Annotated in this window: 14 protein-coding genes; 6 read left to right on the plus strand and 8 right to left on the minus strand. The window is 54.9% G+C overall.

Features of this window, described 5'->3' with window-relative positions; translation table 11 throughout:
- Positions 1 to 760: 760 nt before the first annotated feature.
- On the plus strand, positions 761 to 3,721 hold the full coding sequence (locus QTO31_RS16450; RefSeq protein WP_301430164.1) for a G8 domain-containing protein: 2,961 nt from the start codon (positions 761 to 763) through the stop codon (positions 3,719 to 3,721).
- A gap of 218 nt (positions 3,722 to 3,939) precedes the next feature.
- Here the strand turns inward: QTO31_RS16450 and pth are convergent, their stop codons facing one another.
- Positions 3,940 to 4,518: an aminoacyl-tRNA hydrolase gene (gene pth / locus QTO31_RS16455; protein WP_301430165.1), complete on the minus strand. Its 579-nt coding sequence runs from the start codon at positions 4,516 to 4,518 to the stop codon at positions 3,940 to 3,942.
- A gap of 264 nt (positions 4,519 to 4,782) precedes the next feature.
- Here pth and QTO31_RS16460 point away from each other — a divergent pair, with 264 nt between their 5' ends.
- Positions 4,783 to 5,988, plus strand: a complete 1,206-nt coding sequence (locus QTO31_RS16460) for an aminotransferase class V-fold PLP-dependent enzyme (RefSeq protein WP_301430166.1) — start codon at positions 4,783 to 4,785, stop codon at positions 5,986 to 5,988.
- Positions 5,985 to 7,595: an ABC transporter ATP-binding protein gene (locus QTO31_RS16465; protein WP_301430167.1), complete on the plus strand. Its 1,611-nt coding sequence runs from the start codon at positions 5,985 to 5,987 to the stop codon at positions 7,593 to 7,595. The genes QTO31_RS16460 and QTO31_RS16465 overlap by 4 nt, the downstream gene beginning before the upstream one ends.
- Positions 7,596 to 7,615: 20 nt before the next feature.
- Here the strand turns inward: QTO31_RS16465 and QTO31_RS16470 are convergent, their stop codons facing one another.
- Positions 7,616 to 9,049 (minus strand): STAS domain-containing protein, encoded by a 1,434-nt coding sequence (locus tag QTO31_RS16470; protein WP_031461020.1) that lies wholly within the window; start codon positions 9,047 to 9,049, stop codon positions 7,616 to 7,618.
- Between the two features lie 278 nt (positions 9,050 to 9,327).
- On the opposite strand from QTO31_RS16470, the gene QTO31_RS16475 reads away from it, so the two are divergent.
- The 3 genes from QTO31_RS16475 to QTO31_RS16485 all read left to right on the plus strand — a co-directional run bounded on the left by QTO31_RS16475 (position 9,328) and on the right by QTO31_RS16485 (position 11,463).
- The gene (locus QTO31_RS16475) at positions 9,328 to 10,020 is read left to right on the plus strand and encodes a histidine phosphatase family protein (RefSeq protein WP_236631291.1); all 693 of its coding nucleotides are present in this window, start codon (positions 9,328 to 9,330) and stop codon (positions 10,018 to 10,020) included.
- 4 nt (positions 10,021 to 10,024) lie between these two features.
- The gene (locus QTO31_RS16480) at positions 10,025 to 10,552 is read left to right on the plus strand and encodes a DUF3090 domain-containing protein (protein ID WP_031461022.1); all 528 of its coding nucleotides are present in this window, start codon (positions 10,025 to 10,027) and stop codon (positions 10,550 to 10,552) included.
- A 167-nt stretch (positions 10,553 to 10,719) separates the two neighbouring features.
- A complete protein-coding gene (locus tag QTO31_RS16485; RefSeq protein WP_031461023.1) occupies positions 10,720 to 11,463 on the plus strand; it encodes an SCO1664 family protein in 744 nt (247 codons plus the stop codon).
- 376 nt (positions 11,464 to 11,839) lie between these two features.
- Here the strand turns inward: QTO31_RS16485 and QTO31_RS16490 are convergent, their stop codons facing one another.
- The 6 genes from QTO31_RS16490 to QTO31_RS16515 form a co-directional block, all read right to left on the minus strand.
- Positions 11,840 to 12,580: a response regulator transcription factor gene (locus QTO31_RS16490; RefSeq protein WP_031461024.1), complete on the minus strand. Its 741-nt coding sequence runs from the start codon at positions 12,578 to 12,580 to the stop codon at positions 11,840 to 11,842.
- Entirely contained in the window at positions 12,543 to 13,208 is a 666-nt protein-coding gene (locus tag QTO31_RS16495; protein ID WP_301430170.1) for a sulfite oxidase heme-binding subunit YedZ, read from the minus strand. Before QTO31_RS16495 ends, QTO31_RS16490 begins: the two co-directional genes overlap by 38 nt.
- 223 nt (positions 13,209 to 13,431) lie before the next feature.
- A complete protein-coding gene (msrP, locus tag QTO31_RS16500) occupies positions 13,432 to 14,373 on the minus strand; it encodes a protein-methionine-sulfoxide reductase catalytic subunit MsrP (RefSeq protein ID WP_031461026.1) in 942 nt (313 codons plus the stop codon).
- Positions 14,374 to 15,077: 704 nt separating this feature from the next.
- Positions 15,078 to 15,662: a hypothetical protein gene (locus tag QTO31_RS16505; protein ID WP_301430172.1), complete on the minus strand. Its 585-nt coding sequence runs from the start codon at positions 15,660 to 15,662 to the stop codon at positions 15,078 to 15,080.
- Between the two features lie 741 nt (positions 15,663 to 16,403).
- Positions 16,404 to 16,979, minus strand: coding sequence for an ANTAR domain-containing response regulator (locus QTO31_RS16510; RefSeq protein WP_012257866.1), 576 nt, complete (start codon positions 16,977 to 16,979; stop codon positions 16,404 to 16,406).
- Between the two features lie 136 nt (positions 16,980 to 17,115).
- Entirely contained in the window at positions 17,116 to 19,824 is a 2,709-nt protein-coding gene (locus QTO31_RS16515) for a CapA family protein (RefSeq protein ID WP_301430174.1), read from the minus strand.
- Positions 19,825 to 19,843: the final 19 nt, after the last annotated feature.

Genomic DNA, 19,843 nt, shown 5'->3' on the forward strand with positions numbered 1-19,843 from the left:
GGCATCACTATCAGGTAGGGGCTAACAGTGCCGGAGAATTTTAGGAGTGAGCTGCGGCGGCCCTCACCCCCAGCCCCTCTCCCGCGCTGCGGCGGCCCTCACCCCCAACCCCTCTCCCGCGCTGCGGCGGCCCTCACCCCCGGCCCCTCTCCCGCGCTGCGGCGGCCCTCACCCCCGGCCCCTCTCCCGCGCTGCGGGAGAGGGGTGATGGTGGCCGCGGCATCGTTGTAAGACACAGGCGCAGAGTTGCCACTGCTCCGCTCCCATCCCCCCTCTTCCGCTCCCCCTGCGGGAGGGGACGGGGCAAGGGGGAAGGTGCGGGCGGCATAATCCCCCCCTTCCTCTCCCGCAGTGCGGAAGAGGAAGGGGGGCGGGGGGGAAGGTGAGGACGATCAGGCGTGCCCTGCAGCGCGTATTTAGATTCCCCCGTACAGTACTGTCCTTGTGCAACCTCCTCACACTGCAAGCTGGTACTACGACTGACCATCATACAGGCAAAAGGTACTATTGTTTTTGCTCATCAAATCAGGATAAGGTGAAATTGTAGCGCAAAAATCACATGAGATACGGCTGTAAGGTAACAGTGTCGTTCACCAAGACCGAACTCGATGTTCGGTTGCAGTCATTTTTGTTTCAATGCGCTAAAACGGTGGCATTCTGGGATGAAGAATGGTTTGGACATGCGTGAAGAGAATGCAGATAACACCTACTGATCACGCTCCCGTTCTATCTACACCGTCTAGAAAGGAATCTGTCAATCATGCCCTTTGCGCACATCATTCGACCACGTATACTGACCAGCTTATTAGTGTTGGTATGTGGTATCATTTTCACGCCACTGATTGGATTACTGGCTGCTCCGGCACAGCCACAAACCCAGGTAACGCTGGCTACCGGTCAGCACTACGAACTATACACGACAGCCAATGGTGCCATCCAATTTATTAATCCCGACCCCGGTACCTTCCATCGCCTGCGGGCCATCGATGGGAGCTGGCAGACCCCATTGATCGCACCGGGTGAGAGCACAACACACATCTTTACCGTGCCTGGTCAGACGGCTTTCATCTGTGATATCGATCCAACAATGCGTGGCTCCATAACTGTTCAATCAGGCTACCCAGTCTTCGTCCCGCTTGTAATGAACAAAACTGTTGAACGCTGGTCACAACCGGCAACCTGGAGTGGTCGGCTGCCCCAGGCTGGCGATGCCGTCACCATTCCGGCGGGTAAAGTCGTTTTGCTTGATGTTAGCCCGCCACCCCTCAAGAGTTTGCTGATCGAAGGTGAACTGATCTTTGATCGGCGTGACCTTGACCTGACTGTTGGCTGGATCATGCTGCACGGTCAGGGTCGTCTACGCATTGGCACTCCGACAGAGCCGTTTACCCAGCGGGCGACGATTACCCTGAATGCCGATGATCTCAACGAAGACGTTATGAAGATGGGAACCCGAGGTATCTTGCTAATGGGTGGTTCCTTCGAGGCCTATGGCGCAATCCCGAACCGTGTATGGACTAAATTGAATGATCATGCGGCTGCCGGTGCCACAACCCTTACTCTCGACGAACCGGTGAACTGGCCGTCGAATGCCGAGATTGTCATTGCGCCAACAGATTTCTATGGTGTGTCAGAAACTGAACGTCATACTATACATCAGGCAGAAGGGACAGAGCTTACGCTCAAGACACCGCTTCAAACCGCACGTTGGGGGCGATTGCAGTATGTTAGTACGACCGGTCTGACATTAACGCCAACCACAGAAGTAACGCCGCTAGTAATCGATGAGCGTGCCGAAGTAGGTCTGCTCTCGCGACAGATCGTGATTCAGGGCGCCGATGATGAACGCTGGCGAACTAACCGCTTTGGCGCCCAGATTATGGTCATGGGGACAGGTGTCTTACGCCTCGATGGCGTCGAGCTACGACGAGTCGGTCAGGGTAGTCGTCTTGGTCGCTATCCGATCCACTTTCATATACTGTCGTATGCGGCTGACGGCAGTCTGATCGGCGACGCTACCCAGCAACGTATCACCAACTCAAGCATTTGGAACTCGGCTAACCGCTGCATCACGATCCATGGCACGAATGGTACTACCATTCGCAACAACATCTGTTATGACATTGCCGGTCACGCGATTTTTATCGAAGACGCTGTCGAGCGTCGGAACGTGATCGAAAACAATCTGGTCTTGAAGGTACGCCAACCACCTCAACCCATCTTACCGAGTGATCGTGAAGCCTTCCGGCGCGGTCCGTCAGGTTTTTGGTTGACCAACCCCGACAATATTGTGCACGGGAATGTAGCCGCTGATACAGCCGGTAACGGGTTCTGGCTGGCTTTCCCCGAACGGCCACTCGGCCTGAATAAACTTGTTCCGCTCCGTCCGAGCAACATGCCGTTGGGGGTGTTCAGTCACAATGTTGCGCACTCGAACAACAAACCGGGCATCAACCTCGACTTTGCCCCCTTCGATGATGCAGGGAATACGCGCGAGAGTAAATACATACCGACCGTTGATGGAGGTCCTGATCGCTATAACGCTAATCGGGTGCGTTTTACCTTCAGCGACATTACCACGTATAAGAATCGCGATAACGGGTTATGGAATCGTACATCCTGGCCTGATTATGTGCGTTTTGTATCTGCCGACAACGTCGGAATGTTCTTTGCCGGTGCCGGTGATAACGGTCGCATCGTCGATTCGCTGATCGTTGGGGTTAGCCTGAACAACAGTACGTTACCACCAATATCAGATCAGCCGAATACAGCCGTCGCCAGCTATCACAGCACCTTCGATATTTTCAACAACGTGATCGTCAACTTTCCGCTGCACAATCGCCTAGATCGGGCCAGTGGTGCTTTTGCTACCAACGACTATTACACTCGTCCCGTTGATCGCGGGTTAATCCGCAACCCCAATAACCTGTTGATTAACAGCCATCCTGGCAGAAGGGTCATATCGCCGAACATTAATACGCCGGTTGGGAATGCTGCGCTGGCAGGCGCCTTGTGGGATCCACATGGATATTGGGGGCCGCCAGGAAACTATTGGGTGTACGACCTGCCGTTCCTGACCAATGGCCAGACCTGTACGCCGATTGACGGTGAAACTCATGCCCGGAGTTGTGCTGGCCCGTACTACGGTGTCGCAGGTTTTCGCATTGATGGCAGTGACCGCTACAAGCCACAAATGCCGTTGACCATCACCCGTCTCGATCACACTATGCAACCAATTGCCACGTGGGTGGTCGAAGACGGAAGTAGTGGTAATCGTAACACCTTCGGTATCATGGCACATATGCGCCATTTTGCCGCCGTTCCGAATGGTCGCTACCGGATCGAGTTTCGCGATAGTTCGGTGAGCTATCCTCTGCCGACCCAGGAAGTCATGCTCGTGCTCTCCAATATGCACTCGTCCACCGATCGCCTGATTCTTGCTGTCCCGTTCAGCAGCAGCATACCTGTTCAGGCGTACCTCACTACCCGTGAATTGTACTGGGATATTCAAGCACCTGGTACACCGGTACGCCATCTAACCCCGGTTAGCTCGCTGGCAGCGTTGCTTACCACCGAGAACAGTGTATGGCAAGACTATGCTCATCAACAGGTTTGGGTAAACGTAAGTGGTGGGATGCCCCTACCAGGTGGCGATCCATCTGATCCTCTGTCCGACGAAGCGCTCTACCGTGAAACATACCTGCGCATTTTCAAACCATAGCCACCGCTCGCACAGCATTGGCACGTGATAACGGGATGGGGCCTGATCCACCCCTACCGAAAAGGAAAGAGAGAAAAGGGAGAGTGTATAAGGAACGGTTTCCCCTCCACTGTAACTCTCCCTGTGTGAGAGCGGAAGAATCTTACCGGGCAGAACATCCCCCCTTCCTCTCCCGCAGTGCGGGAGAGGAAGGGGGGCGGGGGGGAAGGTGAGGGGACCTACTCCATTTCCTGCAGGGGATTATACCGATTCATCGCCGTGATCAGGCCCTCGCGCAAGATCACGTCAACTGCATCGGCTACTCGGGCAAGGACATCTGGTAGTACTGCTTCTTCTTCCGGTGTAAAGCGGCTCAGCACGTAATCGGCTGCATCCATATTCCCAGGTGGTTGGCCGATGCCAACCCGTAATCGCGGAAACTCCGTTGTTCCTAATTGCGCAACGATTGATCGCATGCCGTTATGGGTGCCGGCACTGCCCCGCTCGCGGATGCGGATGCGGGCGAATGGCAGATCAAGATCATCGTAGATAACGAGCAACTCGTGCGCCGGATCAATTTTGTACCAGTTGCGCAGCGCCGATACCGCCTGCCCACTAAGGTTCATATAGGTTTGTGGTTTTACCAAAACGACCCGCTGCCCGTGAATGATCCCTTCGGCAAGCTGACTATTAGCCCGCTGCTGACGAAACGTCAAGCTGTGACGCTCGGCCAGTGTTTCAACACTGCGAAAACCAACATTGTGACGGGTTCGTGCATAACGTTCACCTGGATTGCCCAGGCCAACAATGAGCCACATGTGTTGTATCCTTACCAATAACTCTATCACTTACGCAACCACATCATACCATCACTGCACCAAAACCAGCGACGTAGCACCGGTTTCAACCGGTGCAACTATCACTTACGCAACCACATCATACCATCACTGCACCAAAACCAGCGACGTAGCACCGGTTTCAACCGGTGCAACTATCACTTACGCAACCACATCATACCATCACTGCACCGGTTATCAGCGATAATGATCACAAACAACGTTCAACCGAAAGGTAATGATCGCATGCACGTCACAACCTGTAAACTACCTTGCCCTGAAATCGCCGACCAGTTTCTGCTGCGGCGCGATATGACCTTTCTCAACCACGGTAGCTTCGGCGCGTGTCCTCGTCCAGTGTTCGCTATCTATCAACAATGGCAACGCACCCTTGAAGCACAACCGGTTGAGTTTCTTGGCCGATGCCTGTCTGAACGCCTGCGTCAGGCCCGCATGAGTCTGGCAACCTTCGTTGGGGCACCGGCAGATGATCTCGTCTTTGTGCCAAACGTGACTTACGCGCTGAATATTGTTGCCCGTTCGATACCTTTACAACCGGGTGATGAAGTCTTGGGTATTACTCACGAATACGGCGCAATTGAACGTACCTGGCGTTACGTCTGTCTCCAACACGGCGCGACGTATGTCAATCAGCCGGTGGAATTACCGGTAACGACACCCGAACAGCTTGTCGAACAGATCTGGCGTGGTGTCACTTCCCGCACACGAGTAATCTTGCTCAGCCACATCACATCGCCGACGGCCATTATTATGCCGGTGGCAGAAGTATGTCGGCGGGCACGTGCAGCCGGGATCATCAGTGTGATCGACGGTGCCCACGCACCTGGCCAGATCGATCTGAACCTACAAGCATTGGGAGCTGATTTCTACGCCGGGAATTGCCACAAATGGCTGTGCGCACCAAAAGGGGCCGGATTCCTATACGTGCGCCCTGAACACCAGGCCGCTCTCGAACCGCTTGTAGTGAGCTGGGGCTGGCAACCACCAACACCATTGTCAGGCAGCTTTCTGGCCTATCCAGAAGGACGCCCGTTACAAGCCTACTACGAGTGGATGGGAACCGATGATCCATCAGCATTTCTCAGCGTACCAGCGGCCATTGAGTTCCAGCACCGTCACCAGTGGGTCGATGTTCGACACGCATGTCACGAATTGCTGTACGCTGCATCACAACAGATACTGGCCTTGACAGGTACAGCACCGCTGACCCCCGATGACGAACACTGGTGGGGGCAGATGCGGTCATTACCGCTACCACCCTGTGATCCGGCACTGGTTCAGGCCCGGCTCTGGCATGAATGGCGTGTCGAAGTCCCATGCTTCACCTGGCAAGGGCAACCGTTGATTCGCATCTCAGTTCAGGGATACAATACTCCGACAGACATTGATCGTCTCCTAACCGGCTTGCAAGCAGTGTTGAGCACCTTATGATCGACATCAACCAAGTTAGCTACACGTATCCTGGCGCAACCAGGCCCATCCTCCACGATCTGAGTTTTCAGATCGAGCCAGGCGAGTTCCTGCTCGTTTGCGGTGCGAGTGGTGTCGGCAAGAGTACCCTGCTCCGCCTGTTGAACGGCCTGGTTCCCCATTTCTACGGCGGACATTTCCGTGGCCGGATAGAGGTCTGGGGACGTCATACGCTACACTACCAGCCCCGCGATCTGGCCGATCTGGTCGGATTTGTTGTGCAAGACCCGGAAAGCCAGTTTGTGGTTGAACGGGTTGAAGATGAAATTGTCTTTGCGATGGAGAATCTGGGTGTACCGGCAGCCATTATGCGGCGGCGCGTGGAAGAAGTCCTTGATCAACTGGCCATTGCCCATTTACGTCACCGCCATGTAGCAACGCTGAGCGGTGGCGAACAACAGCGGGTGGCAATTGCCGCGGCCCTGGCTGCTCAACCACGAGTGCTTGTCCTCGATGAACCGACCAGTCAACTCGATCCCCATGGCGCTGAAGAGGTCTTAACCGCTCTCCAAAAGCTCAATACCGATCTCGGTATTACCATCGTGCTTTGCGAGCATCGGTTAGAACGAGTAGTACAGTATGCCGACCGTATACTCTATCTGGCGCCAGATGGCACTATTGATCTTGGATCGCCGCGCGATGTATTAGCCCGGATTGATCTACGACCTCCACTCCAACATCTTGGGGCAGTATTGGGATGGCATCCGTTGCCGCTGACCATCAAAGAAGGACGGCGGTTTGTACCTTCTGATGTACCGGTACCATCACCAGTATTATCGCCACCACCCGCATCGTCTGTTCCCCTGGCACGTCTCCACAACGTAACTGTTCGGTACAATCAGCATGAAGCACTTTATCGGGTTAATCTGGAACTACCACGTGGTCAGCTCATTGCACTGATGGGACGTAACGGGAGCGGCAAGAGCACGCTCCTCAAAACTCTCATCGGCCTGGTCCGCCCGGTTGAAGGACGAGTCGAGTTAGCCGGGCAAGATATTGCGCCACTGGCGGTAGAAGAACTGGCTCAGCGTGTTGCCTATGTGCCTCAAGACCCGCGGAGCATCCTGTTTCACGATACGCTGGATGAAGAGATCGCCTTCAGTTTACGGGGACGAAAGCTCCGTCCTTCACCATCGGCAATTCGCGACGCGCTGTCCCGCTTCGACATTGCGCACTTGATCGAACACTACCCGCGCAATCTCAGTGGCGGCGAAGCACAGCGGGCGGCATTAGCAGCCAGCCTGGTCGGTGATCCCCAACTTATTCTCCTCGACGAGCCAACCCGTGGTCTTGATTACCAGGCCAAAAGCAGTCTGATCGCCATCCTGCGCCGGCTGTGCAGCGAAGGTCGTACCGTTTTGATGGCAACCCACGATGTTGAGTTAGCTGCCGCCTGCGCCGATTGGGTCGTCTTGCTGAGCGAAGGAGAGATCGTGGTAGAAGGGCCAACAACCGAATTGCTCGGCAACAGCCTGATCTTCTCATCACAGATCGCCAAGTTGTTCCCCGGTTATGGCTGGCTCACCGTCCCACAGGCCCTTGCCGGTTTGGGACGCATATCGGATTGAGTAGTCTCAGCCAGGGAGATTTATCGTAACAGCGCTGCCACGCCATCCTGAAGGGTAGCAAACGAGCGCAAGCCGTCCCAGCTTGAACCGGTATGAATCATCAACTCGGCTAGATCGGGACGAATGCCACATAGCGCTACCTGAGCACCCATCAGACGGGCACCGTTGCTGATCCGATGCAAGGTATGAGCTAACGTGTGTTCAAAAACGGTCAGGCCGGTCAAATCGAGTAACACAATCTGTACCTGACGGGCAGCAATTTCGGCGAGAATTGAACTGAACAGCAACTGACAGCGCTCAGCATCGAACGCGCCAATCAGCGGTGCCACCAATGTCTCTTGGCTTAGAGGAATAAGTGGCAAGGTTAAACGACGCAGCAGCTCATCACGTTGCTGAAGCTCTGCCAGTGAATGTTCGAGGGCAGCACTGCGCTCGGCTAGTGCCTTCTGTGATGCTACAAGCTCGGCTCGCTGCCGTTCGAGCAGCGTTATGTCGCGCAACAAAACAACACTGGCCCCACCGCGCTTGTCATGAATCACAACCTCCGAGACCAGCAACACCTGACCATTGCTTCGCGCAAACCGACGACTGCCAAGCTCACGATCAGTATCGGTTGTCTGTTCGTTGAAGCCAGCCTCAGCCAGAGCGTCATCAAACGACCGTTCCGTATTCAATGCGAGAACTTGCTGCGCGGCTCGATTGGCAAACCGAATCTGCCGATCAACATCAAGCACCAGCACCCCATCGGGAAGGTGTTCGACAGCAGTTTGTAGAGCAACCTGCGAAGGTCGAAAGATACCGTAACGCAACGTGACCCAGCCAAACGAGAGATGCAACGGAAGAAGACTGGCATAGGCAAGGGCCACCAGGCCCATTTCACGCGAAATATAACCGGTCAGGAAGGTCAAAATAGCCCCTGCCGTCAACCAAACGGCAGGGAGACGTTCTCTCGGATGCTGAATTGCAATCGTAACCAGCATCGTTACTGGAACAAGGATACAACCAATGATGTAGAGCGCAAATACCGGCCAAAAGGCCGGCCCACGGACAAAATTAGTGATCCCACTCTCATCGCGAACCACATCAATGCCAACAAACCCGAAGCGTCCGTACCAGTCTATTGCTAAGCCGATGGTCATCAGAGCATAAGGCGCCAGCACGCTCCACCGTAGAAGTGATTGCTGGTGGCGATGCGGCATAAACAAGATCATAATCAACCAGATCAAAAACCCAAAGATTGCCGCTTGCAGAGACGTCAGTAACCCGGAAAGAAGCCACACTTCAACCGTATTTCGGCTGGCAAAACGTACTGCACCAGCACAGCTCAAGAGTAGCGAACCGGTCGTGAACGCGGCAAAGATACGATTCGGCAGGGCGCGATAGTCTTGCAACAAGACATATACGACGCTTGCGACCAAAACAACGATGGTGAACAGGATAATGAGTAGTTCCATATGAGCTTCTACGGTTCTGTGTGATCTGGCAATCAGGTGAAACGCAGGACGAAGATGAGGTCAACATGAATGGTCATCTTGACACTTTATTATCGGTTTTTTGACGAGGTTTGTCAAAGAATTTCTTATCATCACTGCCAGATAGAAAAATTGTTGCGCAGCCTTGAGATGCAACACCTTGCTGTGAAATTATGTAACCGTGGTATCATGGAAATGGGAAGGCCCCGATTATTGGTCGTATCGCACAGAGTGCAGTTGCAGAGATAGCAGGTGTTGTAGTGTCAAACGGAGAACGGCGGGTAACGACAGTCCTCTTAATCCGTCACGGAATGAATGATTGGGTGCATGGTCGGTTGGCTGGCTGGTTACCGGGGGTTCATCTGAGCGAAGAGGGTCGACGACAAGCGCTGGCGCTCAGTGAACGGCTCGGCGATCTACCGATCACGGCACTTTACACCAGCCCTCTTGACCGTTGTATCGAGACCGCACGGGCAATTGCCGAACCGCGCGGTTTGCCATTGCGCATTGTCGAGCAGATCGGCGAAGTGCGTTATGGTGAATGGGAAGGGGCTGAGCTGAAAGAGTTGTACACCCACGAGCTATGGCCAGGGGTTCAGCACTATCCGAGTGGTACCCGCTTTCCCCGTGGCGAGACCCTCGGTGAAGCACAGATGCGTATGGTGAGCGCGATTGATCAATTACGCGCTCGCCATGTGGGGGAAATGATTGCAGTGGTGTCGCACGCCGATTTGATCCGGTTGGCATTAGCATACTATATTGGTGTGCACATTGATTTGTTTCAGCGGCTAGTTGTCAACCCGTGCTCCCTGAGTGCGATAGCGTTTGAGCCGATGGGGCCTCGTCTGTTGGCCTACAATGATACTGGGTCGCTTGAGCATCTTCGCCCTAAACCGTCATCGCCAACGCCTACACCGGAGGCAGCGTCCCTGTCATCAACGGAGGCAGAGTAGTACCATGGCAGAGTTTACGTTTGATCTCGAATCGGTGCATCGCATCACCGCCGGCGCAGTTGGGCCGCGAGGTCGGCGGGTCTTCTACTTACAGGCCCGACGTGGCAACCGTCTGGTAACCTTACTGGCGGAAAAAGAGCAAATTCGCGAACTGGCAAATGCCATTAATCGCTTGTTGGAAGCTATCGGCGAACGTAATCCACGTCTGGCAACTTCCGACGATCTGCTGGTTACTGATATGAGTCTCGAAGAGCCGCTTGAACCGAAGTTTCGTATTTACCAGATGGGGTTAGGGTACGATAGCGAGCGGGATCGGATTGTCTTGTTGGCCCAGGGGATGCCAGATGGAGAAAATGAAGAACCGTTGTCAGCGCGCTTTTCGGCCACACGTGAGCAGATGAAGGCCCTGAGCATTCATGCAGAGCAGGTAGTTGCTGCCGGTCGCCCAATCTGCGGTAACTGCGGTCGTCCCATTGATCCCAGCGGTCACTTCTGTCCCCATCGTAACGGTCATGGCCCAGTCTATAGTTAGCGAAGTGAAGTGGTTGTTGCACCGGCCTCTGCTTTCGTATTTGTCAGCATTCCAACTGCTTGTTTCCTTACCGCACAAGTTGGCAGAAGGTGGGATCAGGGGAAAGCCGGTGATAACACCCATCTTAGGATGTTCGTAACCCCCTACCTTGTCGTGAAAGGGATGGTATGGAAGGTGGTCACTCACACGAACTGAGCGTTGCGCGGGTGTTGACAGCACTGGCCCAGGGTACCATGAATATTGAGGCAGCGATGCCGTATAGCAGCAACTATACCCTGTTGACCAGCATTGTTCACGAAGACCTGCACCTGCTGGCGGTGTATAAACCACAGCGTGGTGAACGTCCGCTGTGGGATTTTCCGCGTGGAACGCTCTACCGTCGCGAAGCGGCAGCGTACATCGTGAGTGAGGCGCTCGGTTTTCATCTGGTGCCGCCAACCGTGGTGCGCGATGGACCGTATGGCATCGGGATGGTGCAGTTGTTCATTGATAACGATGAAGATATTCACCTGTTCACGATGCTGAAGCAAGGCGGGTACGAGCGCGAGATCAGGCAACTCTGTGCCTTCGATTGTCTGGTCAACAATGCCGACCGCAAGAGTGGCCACTGTTTGCAAGGACGAGACGGACGTTTGTGGGCTATTGACCACGGCATTTGTTTCCATGTTGAACCAAAGTTGCGGACGGTGCTCTGGGATTTTGTGGGAGAACCTTTTCCTGATGAGGTTATGACTGCGTTTACCAGTTTTCGTCAGCAGCTCGATCAGAACGAACACCTGACCCAAGCCCTGCATACATTACTCGACCGGGCAGAGGTGCGAGCGCTGCGGCGGCGGCTTAATAACTTGATCGAGAGTGGACGTTATCCACCGCCGGGGCCAGGGCCGCACGTACCATGGCCGCCAGTCTAAAGGGTATTTCCGAACGAGACCCTCTATGCTGAGAACCTATCCGCATATCTTATACCGTTACGTTCACGACGGATGAACCTGATAGTAGGGGCAAGGCGACATTTCACCTCTACAAGTTACCCTCATAGAAATGGGTAGTACCGGGTTCAGCGCCGGTGCTGAAGAGCACGCCTAGCGTCATCACCTTTCCTCCTAGCCCCCTTTTTACTACCACAAGGGGCGAGGAAGGGCGACCTCACACAATGATTGCGTGGATGCGGTACGTGCCCAATGAGAAATCTGGGTTTTTGATCAGGCTCTAAGCCGTTCAGATAAGTGCCAGAGTAACGCAAAACCTACCCTAATGCCGACGGCATTGTGTTTGTGGTCAGGATACTCATACCGGCACATCGCCGGTGTTTATCCGACGGGCGCCGGGGAAGTCAACGAAGCGATAACCGACACCGCGCTCGGTGAGAATATAGCGTGGATTCGCAGGGTCTTCTTCAATCTTTTGGCGCAGATAGGTAATGTACAACCGCAGGTAGTGACTCTCATCACGGTATTCCGGCCCCCATACCTTGCTCAGCAGCATTTCATGGGTCAGGACATACCCAGCATTTTGCACCAGGTGATACAGCAGCCGGTATTCGGTTGGCCGCAAATTGACTCGTTTCCCCTCAACTAACACTTCACGACGGGCAAAATCAATGCTCAGCCGATCATCAACTTTAACCAGCGTCTGGGGAATTGGCGGTTGCGTGTAGTGACGGCGCAATACGGCTCGAATACGACTGACCAGCTCGCGCTGGCTGAACGGTTTGCCAACGTAATCATCGGCGCCAAGCTCTAGCCCGCGTACCCGATCCTCTTCTTCATCTTTGGCGGTAAGAATGATGACCGGCACCTGCGAGAAGCTCCGAATCCGACGCAGTGCCTCAAATCCGTCCATCACCGGCATCATAACGTCGAGCAAGACAATATCGGGCATCTCCTCGCGCACCTTCTCGACCGCTTCACGGCCATTGGTGGCGGTTGTTACCCGCATACCTTCTAACTCGAGATTCATGCGCATGAAGGTTATCATGCGCGGCTCGTCATCAACGACGAGCACCAGTTTGTCTTTGAGTTCGCTCATATCGCCATTGTACCACACGCTGCCAGACTTGCCTAGCCGGAATGCGGGCGAACAGCAGGATTGCGAGTAGAGTTCCGGCAATGAGCGCCGGACGCGGATCTTTGCTCAGCCACAGATAGTGTATCACGGCCAGGATTGCGGCCGGGTAGACGAGCCGATGCAGACGGCGCCAGCTCTGCCTGAGCCGTCGCTGCCAGCCGGTCGTTGAGGTTATCGCCAGGGGTACTAACAGCATAAAGGCCAGCAGCCCAGCAATGATGTAACGCTTTTCAGTCATCACCTGGAGTATCAGACTCAGGTCAAGACCGTAGTCTATCCCGACAAACACGGCAACGTGCAGACTGGCGTAGCCAAAACTGTAGAGGCCAAGGGGGCGCCGCCAGCGCATCACCTGCTTCCAACCCAACCAACGATTTAGCGGTGTGCAGGCGAGCGTCATCAACAACAAGATCAGTGCAAACCAGCCGGTGCGTTGAGTGAGGTATTGGATCGGATTCACCGTTAATCGTCCGCCAAGGGCATCGCCGATGATAAACCCCAGAGGGAGCAAACCGATCATGTGGGGAAACAAGTGGATGATGTACGCTGTACGGGTAGCAATCCATTGATAGTAGAAGCGAAGAGACATTCGAAATGCTCCAGGTTTTTTGTTCGTCAATCGTTCGTTCTGTCGCAACCGTTACCGATGAGTAGGTTCCGTATGCGCAATGCTCGCTAATAGACCCTGCACACCAATCGCAATCTAGCGCAACCGGCACTGCACAGATGTTTACAATGCCTGCTTTTTTCGTACCCAGAGCGACAGACGGTACCGTCAGAAGAACCGATGACCGACATCACCTGTAATCAGATCAATAGTTCTGGCGCAAATCCATACCGGCATAGAGCGCGGCCACCTGTTCGGCATAGCCATTAAACGGCAACGTCTTGCGCCGTCCTAACTCGCCGATCCGTCGTTCAGTTGCCTGCGACCAGCGCGGATGCGGAACGTCGGGATTGACATTAGCGTAGAAACCGTACTCATGCGGTGCGACCGCCATCCACAATGACACCGGCATCGTGTCGGTTAACTCAATTTTAACGATAGATTTGATACTCTTAAAGCCATACTTCCACGGCACAACCAACCGAAGTGGTGCTCCGTTTTGCGGTAGAAGAGTACGTCCGTAGAGACCAGTACTCAGTAACGTCAGATCGTGCATCGCTTCATCGAGACGTAAACCCTCAACGTAAGGCCAAGGAAAATAACGGTCGCGCTGGCCCGGCATCTGGTCAGGATCGTAGAGAGTTTCAAAACGAACATATTTGGCCTGTGCTGTTGGTTCAACAATGGCAAGCAGTTTGTGCAACGGAAACCCCTGCCATGGAATAACCATCGACCATCCTTCGACACAGCGCAAACGATAGATGCGCTCCTCCTGATCGAACATGGTTAGAATATCTTCGATGGCAAATATGCGTGGTTTGTGCACCAACCCTGTCACTTCGACCGTCCACGGCCGAGTAGCAAAATTCGCCGCCCGCCGGGCCACGTCTTCCTTGTTTGTACTGAATTCATAGAAGTTGTTGTAATTCGTAATCTGCTCAAAGCTGTTGGCCGGATCACCAAGTTCATCACGACGTTCATTTCCATCAACGATAGCCTGTTGGCGCTCCTGGCCGCCAGAAATGCCACATGCACTCAGCACCGCACCCACACCTAGCGTACCTAATCCGCGCAAGAACGCACGTCGGTTAAGATACACCGTTTCTGGGGTAATTTCGGAAGAGCGAATGGTTGGATCGCGATACATACAAATGTCCTTTGCCAAAATCGGGTTTGGATAAGCCGCAGCACTGCAAGCACGGAAATCTCCTTGTACTAGCAGAAAATGTTACTTTAAAAAGAATTCACTATTGATATTATACGTCTCCTTGTGAGGATTGGGAGATTTTCTTACTCATTCCTCATCTTTGCACGTGCCTGACCATCAACGGGCAACGCTATCGCAATCATCGTTGCGTGGCTGAATGATCTCTGCTGTCACATGGAAGATTTGCCACCATACACTATCATAGGAGGGCGGTAATGCCTAGCCCGTATACCAATCCTGTCTGTGACAACCGTGTATCATCCTGCCAGCCTGGTATGGCATCTCGGTTCTGTCAAGAGAACTATGGATTAGCGAAGAAGTTGCAGCGTTTGCTGCGTTGGGGTGCCGATGTAACGACCGAGGGATACCGAAAACGCTCCCGTCTCTGCTGCTGATGACTCCTGCCACACACGGTTACTTGGGTGTGCGGGATACTCCCTACCTCCCCTCCGCTTGCGGGGGGAAGGGGTACTTATGGAGGCAGGGGGAGTGGGAGGAGCCAGCGGAGCGCACCATCGTTCGTCTACACAGTGGAGAATGCGAACTAGAGGCCTGCAAACCAGGATACACGGTTGTTGCGAACAGATTGGTATTAGATCACGTGGGGCGATCACCTCCGCCTGCCTACAAGCTGAGAATAGAACTCATTCATCAACCAACGCCAGTATCAAACGCCGTACCTGCCACAGACGTCGATCAGCACCTTCAGGCCTAACACCGAGATCATCTCGAATCTGGCTGATCTGGAGCCGAATAGCGTCGATGGGACCTTTTTGGGGTTCTGTACTCAGGTTGTAGGCCCGATCAAGCGCACGGCGTGCCATCATCAAGGCCCGGTCAGCTTCGGCGAAATCGTTACGCTGGAGCGCATTGAGTGCCTCATCAAGGGTGATTGCGGCGCGTAAGAGGTGGGTTATTGTGCGTAATTGGGCGTTTTCAGCCTGGAGATCGAGGATGGTCAGGCGCAGTAACCCTTCACTTGGTGGTGGAGATGGTGGGGTGGGTTGCGGGGTTGGGATTGGCGTGGGAGGGATGGTCGGAACAGGTGTAACGGTCGCGATCAACGGTGTGACTGGTGGCGGTACTGCCCAAAACCAGCGGTGAAGGAGGGAGAACAGCAATAGGCTGATCGCGATCGTCAGGACATGCGGTATCACGAATCGGGCATACCGTCGCCAGCGTGCCGATTGCGCTACCGAGACAGATGAAGTTGGTTCAGAAGATGCCATGACGACAAGAATACCGTAACTGCCGCAATATACTATCGTGAGAGCAATTAATACGAGAACACAAAGCAGGACCTTAGAGCATGATCGAAAACCCGGATTTCTTGTTAGGAATATACCGTGCCTGTGCAACCACTGCGTTAGGGGGCTAACGTTCTGTTCTGCTATCCGCGCTGTGGGTGCCCTCACCCCCAGCCCCTCTCCCGCGCTGCGGGAGAGGGGTGAGTCGTGGTCGCGGCATCGTTGCAAGATGCAGACCCAGAATCACCACTGCTCCGCTCCCATCCACCTCTTCCGCTCCCAATGTGTGAGGAGACGGGGCAAGGGGGAAGGTGCGGACTGCCCTCACCCCCAGCCCCTCTCCCGCGCTGCGGCGGCCCTCACCCCCAGCCCCTCTCCCGCACTGCGGGAGAGGGGTGATTGTGGTCTCGGCATCGTTGTAAGACGCAGGCGCAGAGTTGCCACTGCTCCGCTCCCATCCCCCTCTTCCGCTCCCCGTGTGGGAGGGGACGGGGCTGGGGGGAAGGTGAGGGCCGCCAGGCGTGCTCTACAGCACCGGCGCTGAAATCGTTGCAACCCTGTCCCAGCACGTCGCGGAGCCGCATACGTTGCCCGCCACTGTTTCCCTGACCATCATATCGATGTCATGGTCGAGACTCATCAACAGCCCAGGTTTTTGATCACGTATCAGGTGCCCACTTTGCGTTGGTCGTGTATCGGATGAAACCGGTCACTTGATGCACCTTAAATCTCGTGTGCCAGCAAGATGGCCTGCGCAATCTCTTTCATCGACTTGCGGGTATTCATCGAGAGTTGCTGAATTTTACGGAACGCTTCAGCCTCCTTCAAACCCTGGGTATCCATTAAGATGCCTTTGGCCCGCTCAACCAGCTTGCGCGTCTCGAGCGTCTCTTTCAGGTCGGCAACCTGGCGATCCATCTCCAGGAATTCTTGATAACGGGCAATGGCAATCTCGATAGCCGGCAGTAATTCGGCTTCACGGAACGGCTTGACGATGTAGTTCACCACGCCGGCTTCTTTTGCCCGCTCGACCAGATCGCGATCCGAGTACGCGGTCAACAACAACACCGGCGCAATCTTCTCTTCAGTGAGGATGCGAGCAGCCTGGATACCGTCGAGTTTCGGCATTTTGATGTCCATGAGTACCAGGTCAGGGCGCAACTCACGTGCAAGGTTGATAACGCTCACACCATCACCAGCTTCGCCGACGACCAGATAGCCGAGACTGACAAGCGTCTCTTTCAGGTTCATACGGATGATCGATTCATCATCGGCGATTACCAGTCGCGTCTGCGGCATATGCTCTTCTCCTCTATACTGACTGACAACCTGTAATAGGCCGTGAAGTACATTGATTAGGGTTGATGCGTGCAGTATATCATTCAACTGTTTGCTGATCAACCACCAGGTACAATTTTGTGCCTAACTGACACTATTATATCCCAAGCAGTTCCCGTAGCAGGTCATCGTCGTTGGTCGAGCGCACCGGTTTTGCGCCAGACAACACATGCTCATCAAGACGGCTCTCTACCCGCCGCTCCTGATCAGTCGTCGGCTCGGCCAGAACACTCTCATCGAGACGGCGCGTCGTCCGCCGATCATCCTCGTGATTCGCCTGACCTGCTGGCCACGTTGCAGGAGATTGATCCGGCGCCGAGGCGGTCTCGGCCCCGGCCAACTCACTCTGCCAGCGGGCGCGCTCGGTCGGCGGGACATCAGCGGCTGTTTCGTCAACCAGGGGGCCAAGCTCGGCCAGCCAGCGTTCTCGTTCAGCGGCGGGTAGATCGCCCCAGTCTACCGGCTGTTCGGTGCTATACCCGGCCTGCTGTCGCCCGGTAGTTGGCCCACTATCGGGTTCGTCGAACCATTCCGCCAATTCATTGTCCATCAGTGACGGGCCTTTAGGGGACTGCTGGACAGCACCCTGTGGTAAGGTTGGTAGTGCCTGATCAGGATCAGGCACTGCGTGCGCAGGACCCTGGGTTTGAGGCACTGACGTTACCGGCGCAGCCTGAGAAGATGACAGGGTTCGCACAGGACGACGCCATGCCGGACCCTTTGCGGTCGTCGTGCGACCGGCGTTATTGCGCTTGAAGAAGCGACCTAGCCACGAACGTTCACTACTCGGTGGCGGCATCTCAGCTTCAGCAGCAGGCGATGACTCAGCAGGGGTACGCCGAACAAAACCCTGTAGCTGTTCGCGCCACGCCTCAAAGCGAGCAGCTGCTACTTCTGATGGCGAAGATCGAGTGCTATCAGCGGTGCGATATCCACTGCGACGGTTGGTTAAACTGGTCAGATGAGCATAGTGCTCGCTGAAACGGTAAAGATCGTAGATAGCGTAAAGAATCAGCACAACCAACAAGATTGTCAGAACGATAATCATAAGCAAAGTCCAGGAAAAACCATCGCCGCTGTTCTGCACCGTCCTGTCAAGCGCAGTTGGTACATCTGTCGGTACCGCAGTTGTCAGCAAGGTGTTTGTCGTCGGGGCCACGGCAGCCGGACACAGCACACGCACCGTCTGCGCGCCAACTTCCCGCCCCAGTAATCCCAAGCGCACCTGCCAGAGCGGATCGTCAGGCAGCGGAGCAGCCGGATCAAGCTCAAAACGAGCACGCTCAAAGTACTGAACAACAATATTTCGCCCCGTGTTGGGGTCACGTTCGCTCAATGCACCGCTGATTGGATAGCCAAAGAGACTTATCCCGCCGTACCGTTCGTAAAAACTCCGAAAACGAGGATCAGCAAACGCCTGCGGATCGCTTAGATCGGTGCGTGGCACAACCGGCTGATCAGGATAGGTAAGCCGCAATGCCACAACACCCAAATGTGAACCGAGTACCCGATTCGGCCAATCGTTGTTCAAGTGCAACTCCAATCGCTGACGTTCCGTGTAGAGCACCGCTACCTCTTGCCGACAATCTCCGGCTAATTCGCGGGTCACTGCACCCAACGGTAGGCCAAGCAACGCAATACCCTCGATTAGCGAACGGGCCTGCTCGCCGCCGAAGGTCTGGTAAAAGCGGGCAAAATCACCGCTGATCGGGGTTTGCGGCGCTTCTGGCAATATCAGTGGCGGGCAAACTTCAATCTTTCCGGTTGGTGGTATGGGCTGCACCAGGTGCAATTGCCCTGGATCGCCCAAGCGGATAGATAATTCACGGGGTACCGCTGATAACGGCGTCGGTCCGCGATTCCCCTGACCGGGCGTGATGGGTAAATAGCGCATACCGGTTAGCCGGGCAGAACCATCTTCATCGCGTGTTACACCGACGTAAATCAATGCAGCCGACGTCGCCGTTGCGCTTACCAGATCGCCCGCCGAGAAGATCACCAGACCCTCGCGATCAGCGGCGCGCACCCAATCAATCGTTGCCAGCTCACCGGGAATACTGCCGATCACCAAATCTGCGCCACTTGCAATTAAATAACGTGCCGCATTGACACGAGCCTGCACCGGATCGGGATCGAGTGGCTGACTCCATGCCGCCATCACCACCACCAGATCGGTCTCACGGCGCGCCTGTTCAATCGCAGCTACAATCGTCGGCAGCACACCTGCGGAATCGGCTAACAGGTTGAGCTGGCCCTGCGGATCGGCATTCCCATCAAGACCCCAGGTAGCACTCAGGAAACCAATCGTTAATGGCGATTGTGGATGGGGAATGGTTACTTTCAAAAATGGCGGTTTTGTTTCGCCAGCGCCAGTAGCACCATGCTGAAAAATGCCGTAACGCGCCAGCGTTTGCAAGGTGGCATCAACTCCTGATGGCCCGCGATCTAGCAGACGAGGATGTGCGGCGCCTAGCAACAACAGGTTGTGCTCGGCCAGAGCCGCGGCCAATGCCGGAAGCGGCCCACCGGCCAGTGGCCCGGCCAGGGTTGCGATGCCCAAATCAGCAGCCGTAAAAAACGGTCGCAGCGGCGCAAATGCTTCGGCATAGCTGGGTGTCTCAATACCACCAGGGTTTAGAGCGTCAGGGACAATTGCTCCGGCAATTGCTAACGTATATTGAACGGTGTCGCCTGCACCACAGCGGTTAAGCGCAGACCGTGGTCCCTTCGGCGGCTGCGCAGCGACAACCGGAGACCAAAGAACCGTCAATAGCAGCAGTACAAGAAGCGCCAGCCGACCTGTCATTGTTACCTCACCCCCGCCG

This window comes from Chloroflexus sp. MS-CIW-1 (assembly GCF_030444705.1).
Classification (GTDB): Bacteria; Chloroflexota; Chloroflexia; order Chloroflexales; family Chloroflexaceae; genus Chloroflexus.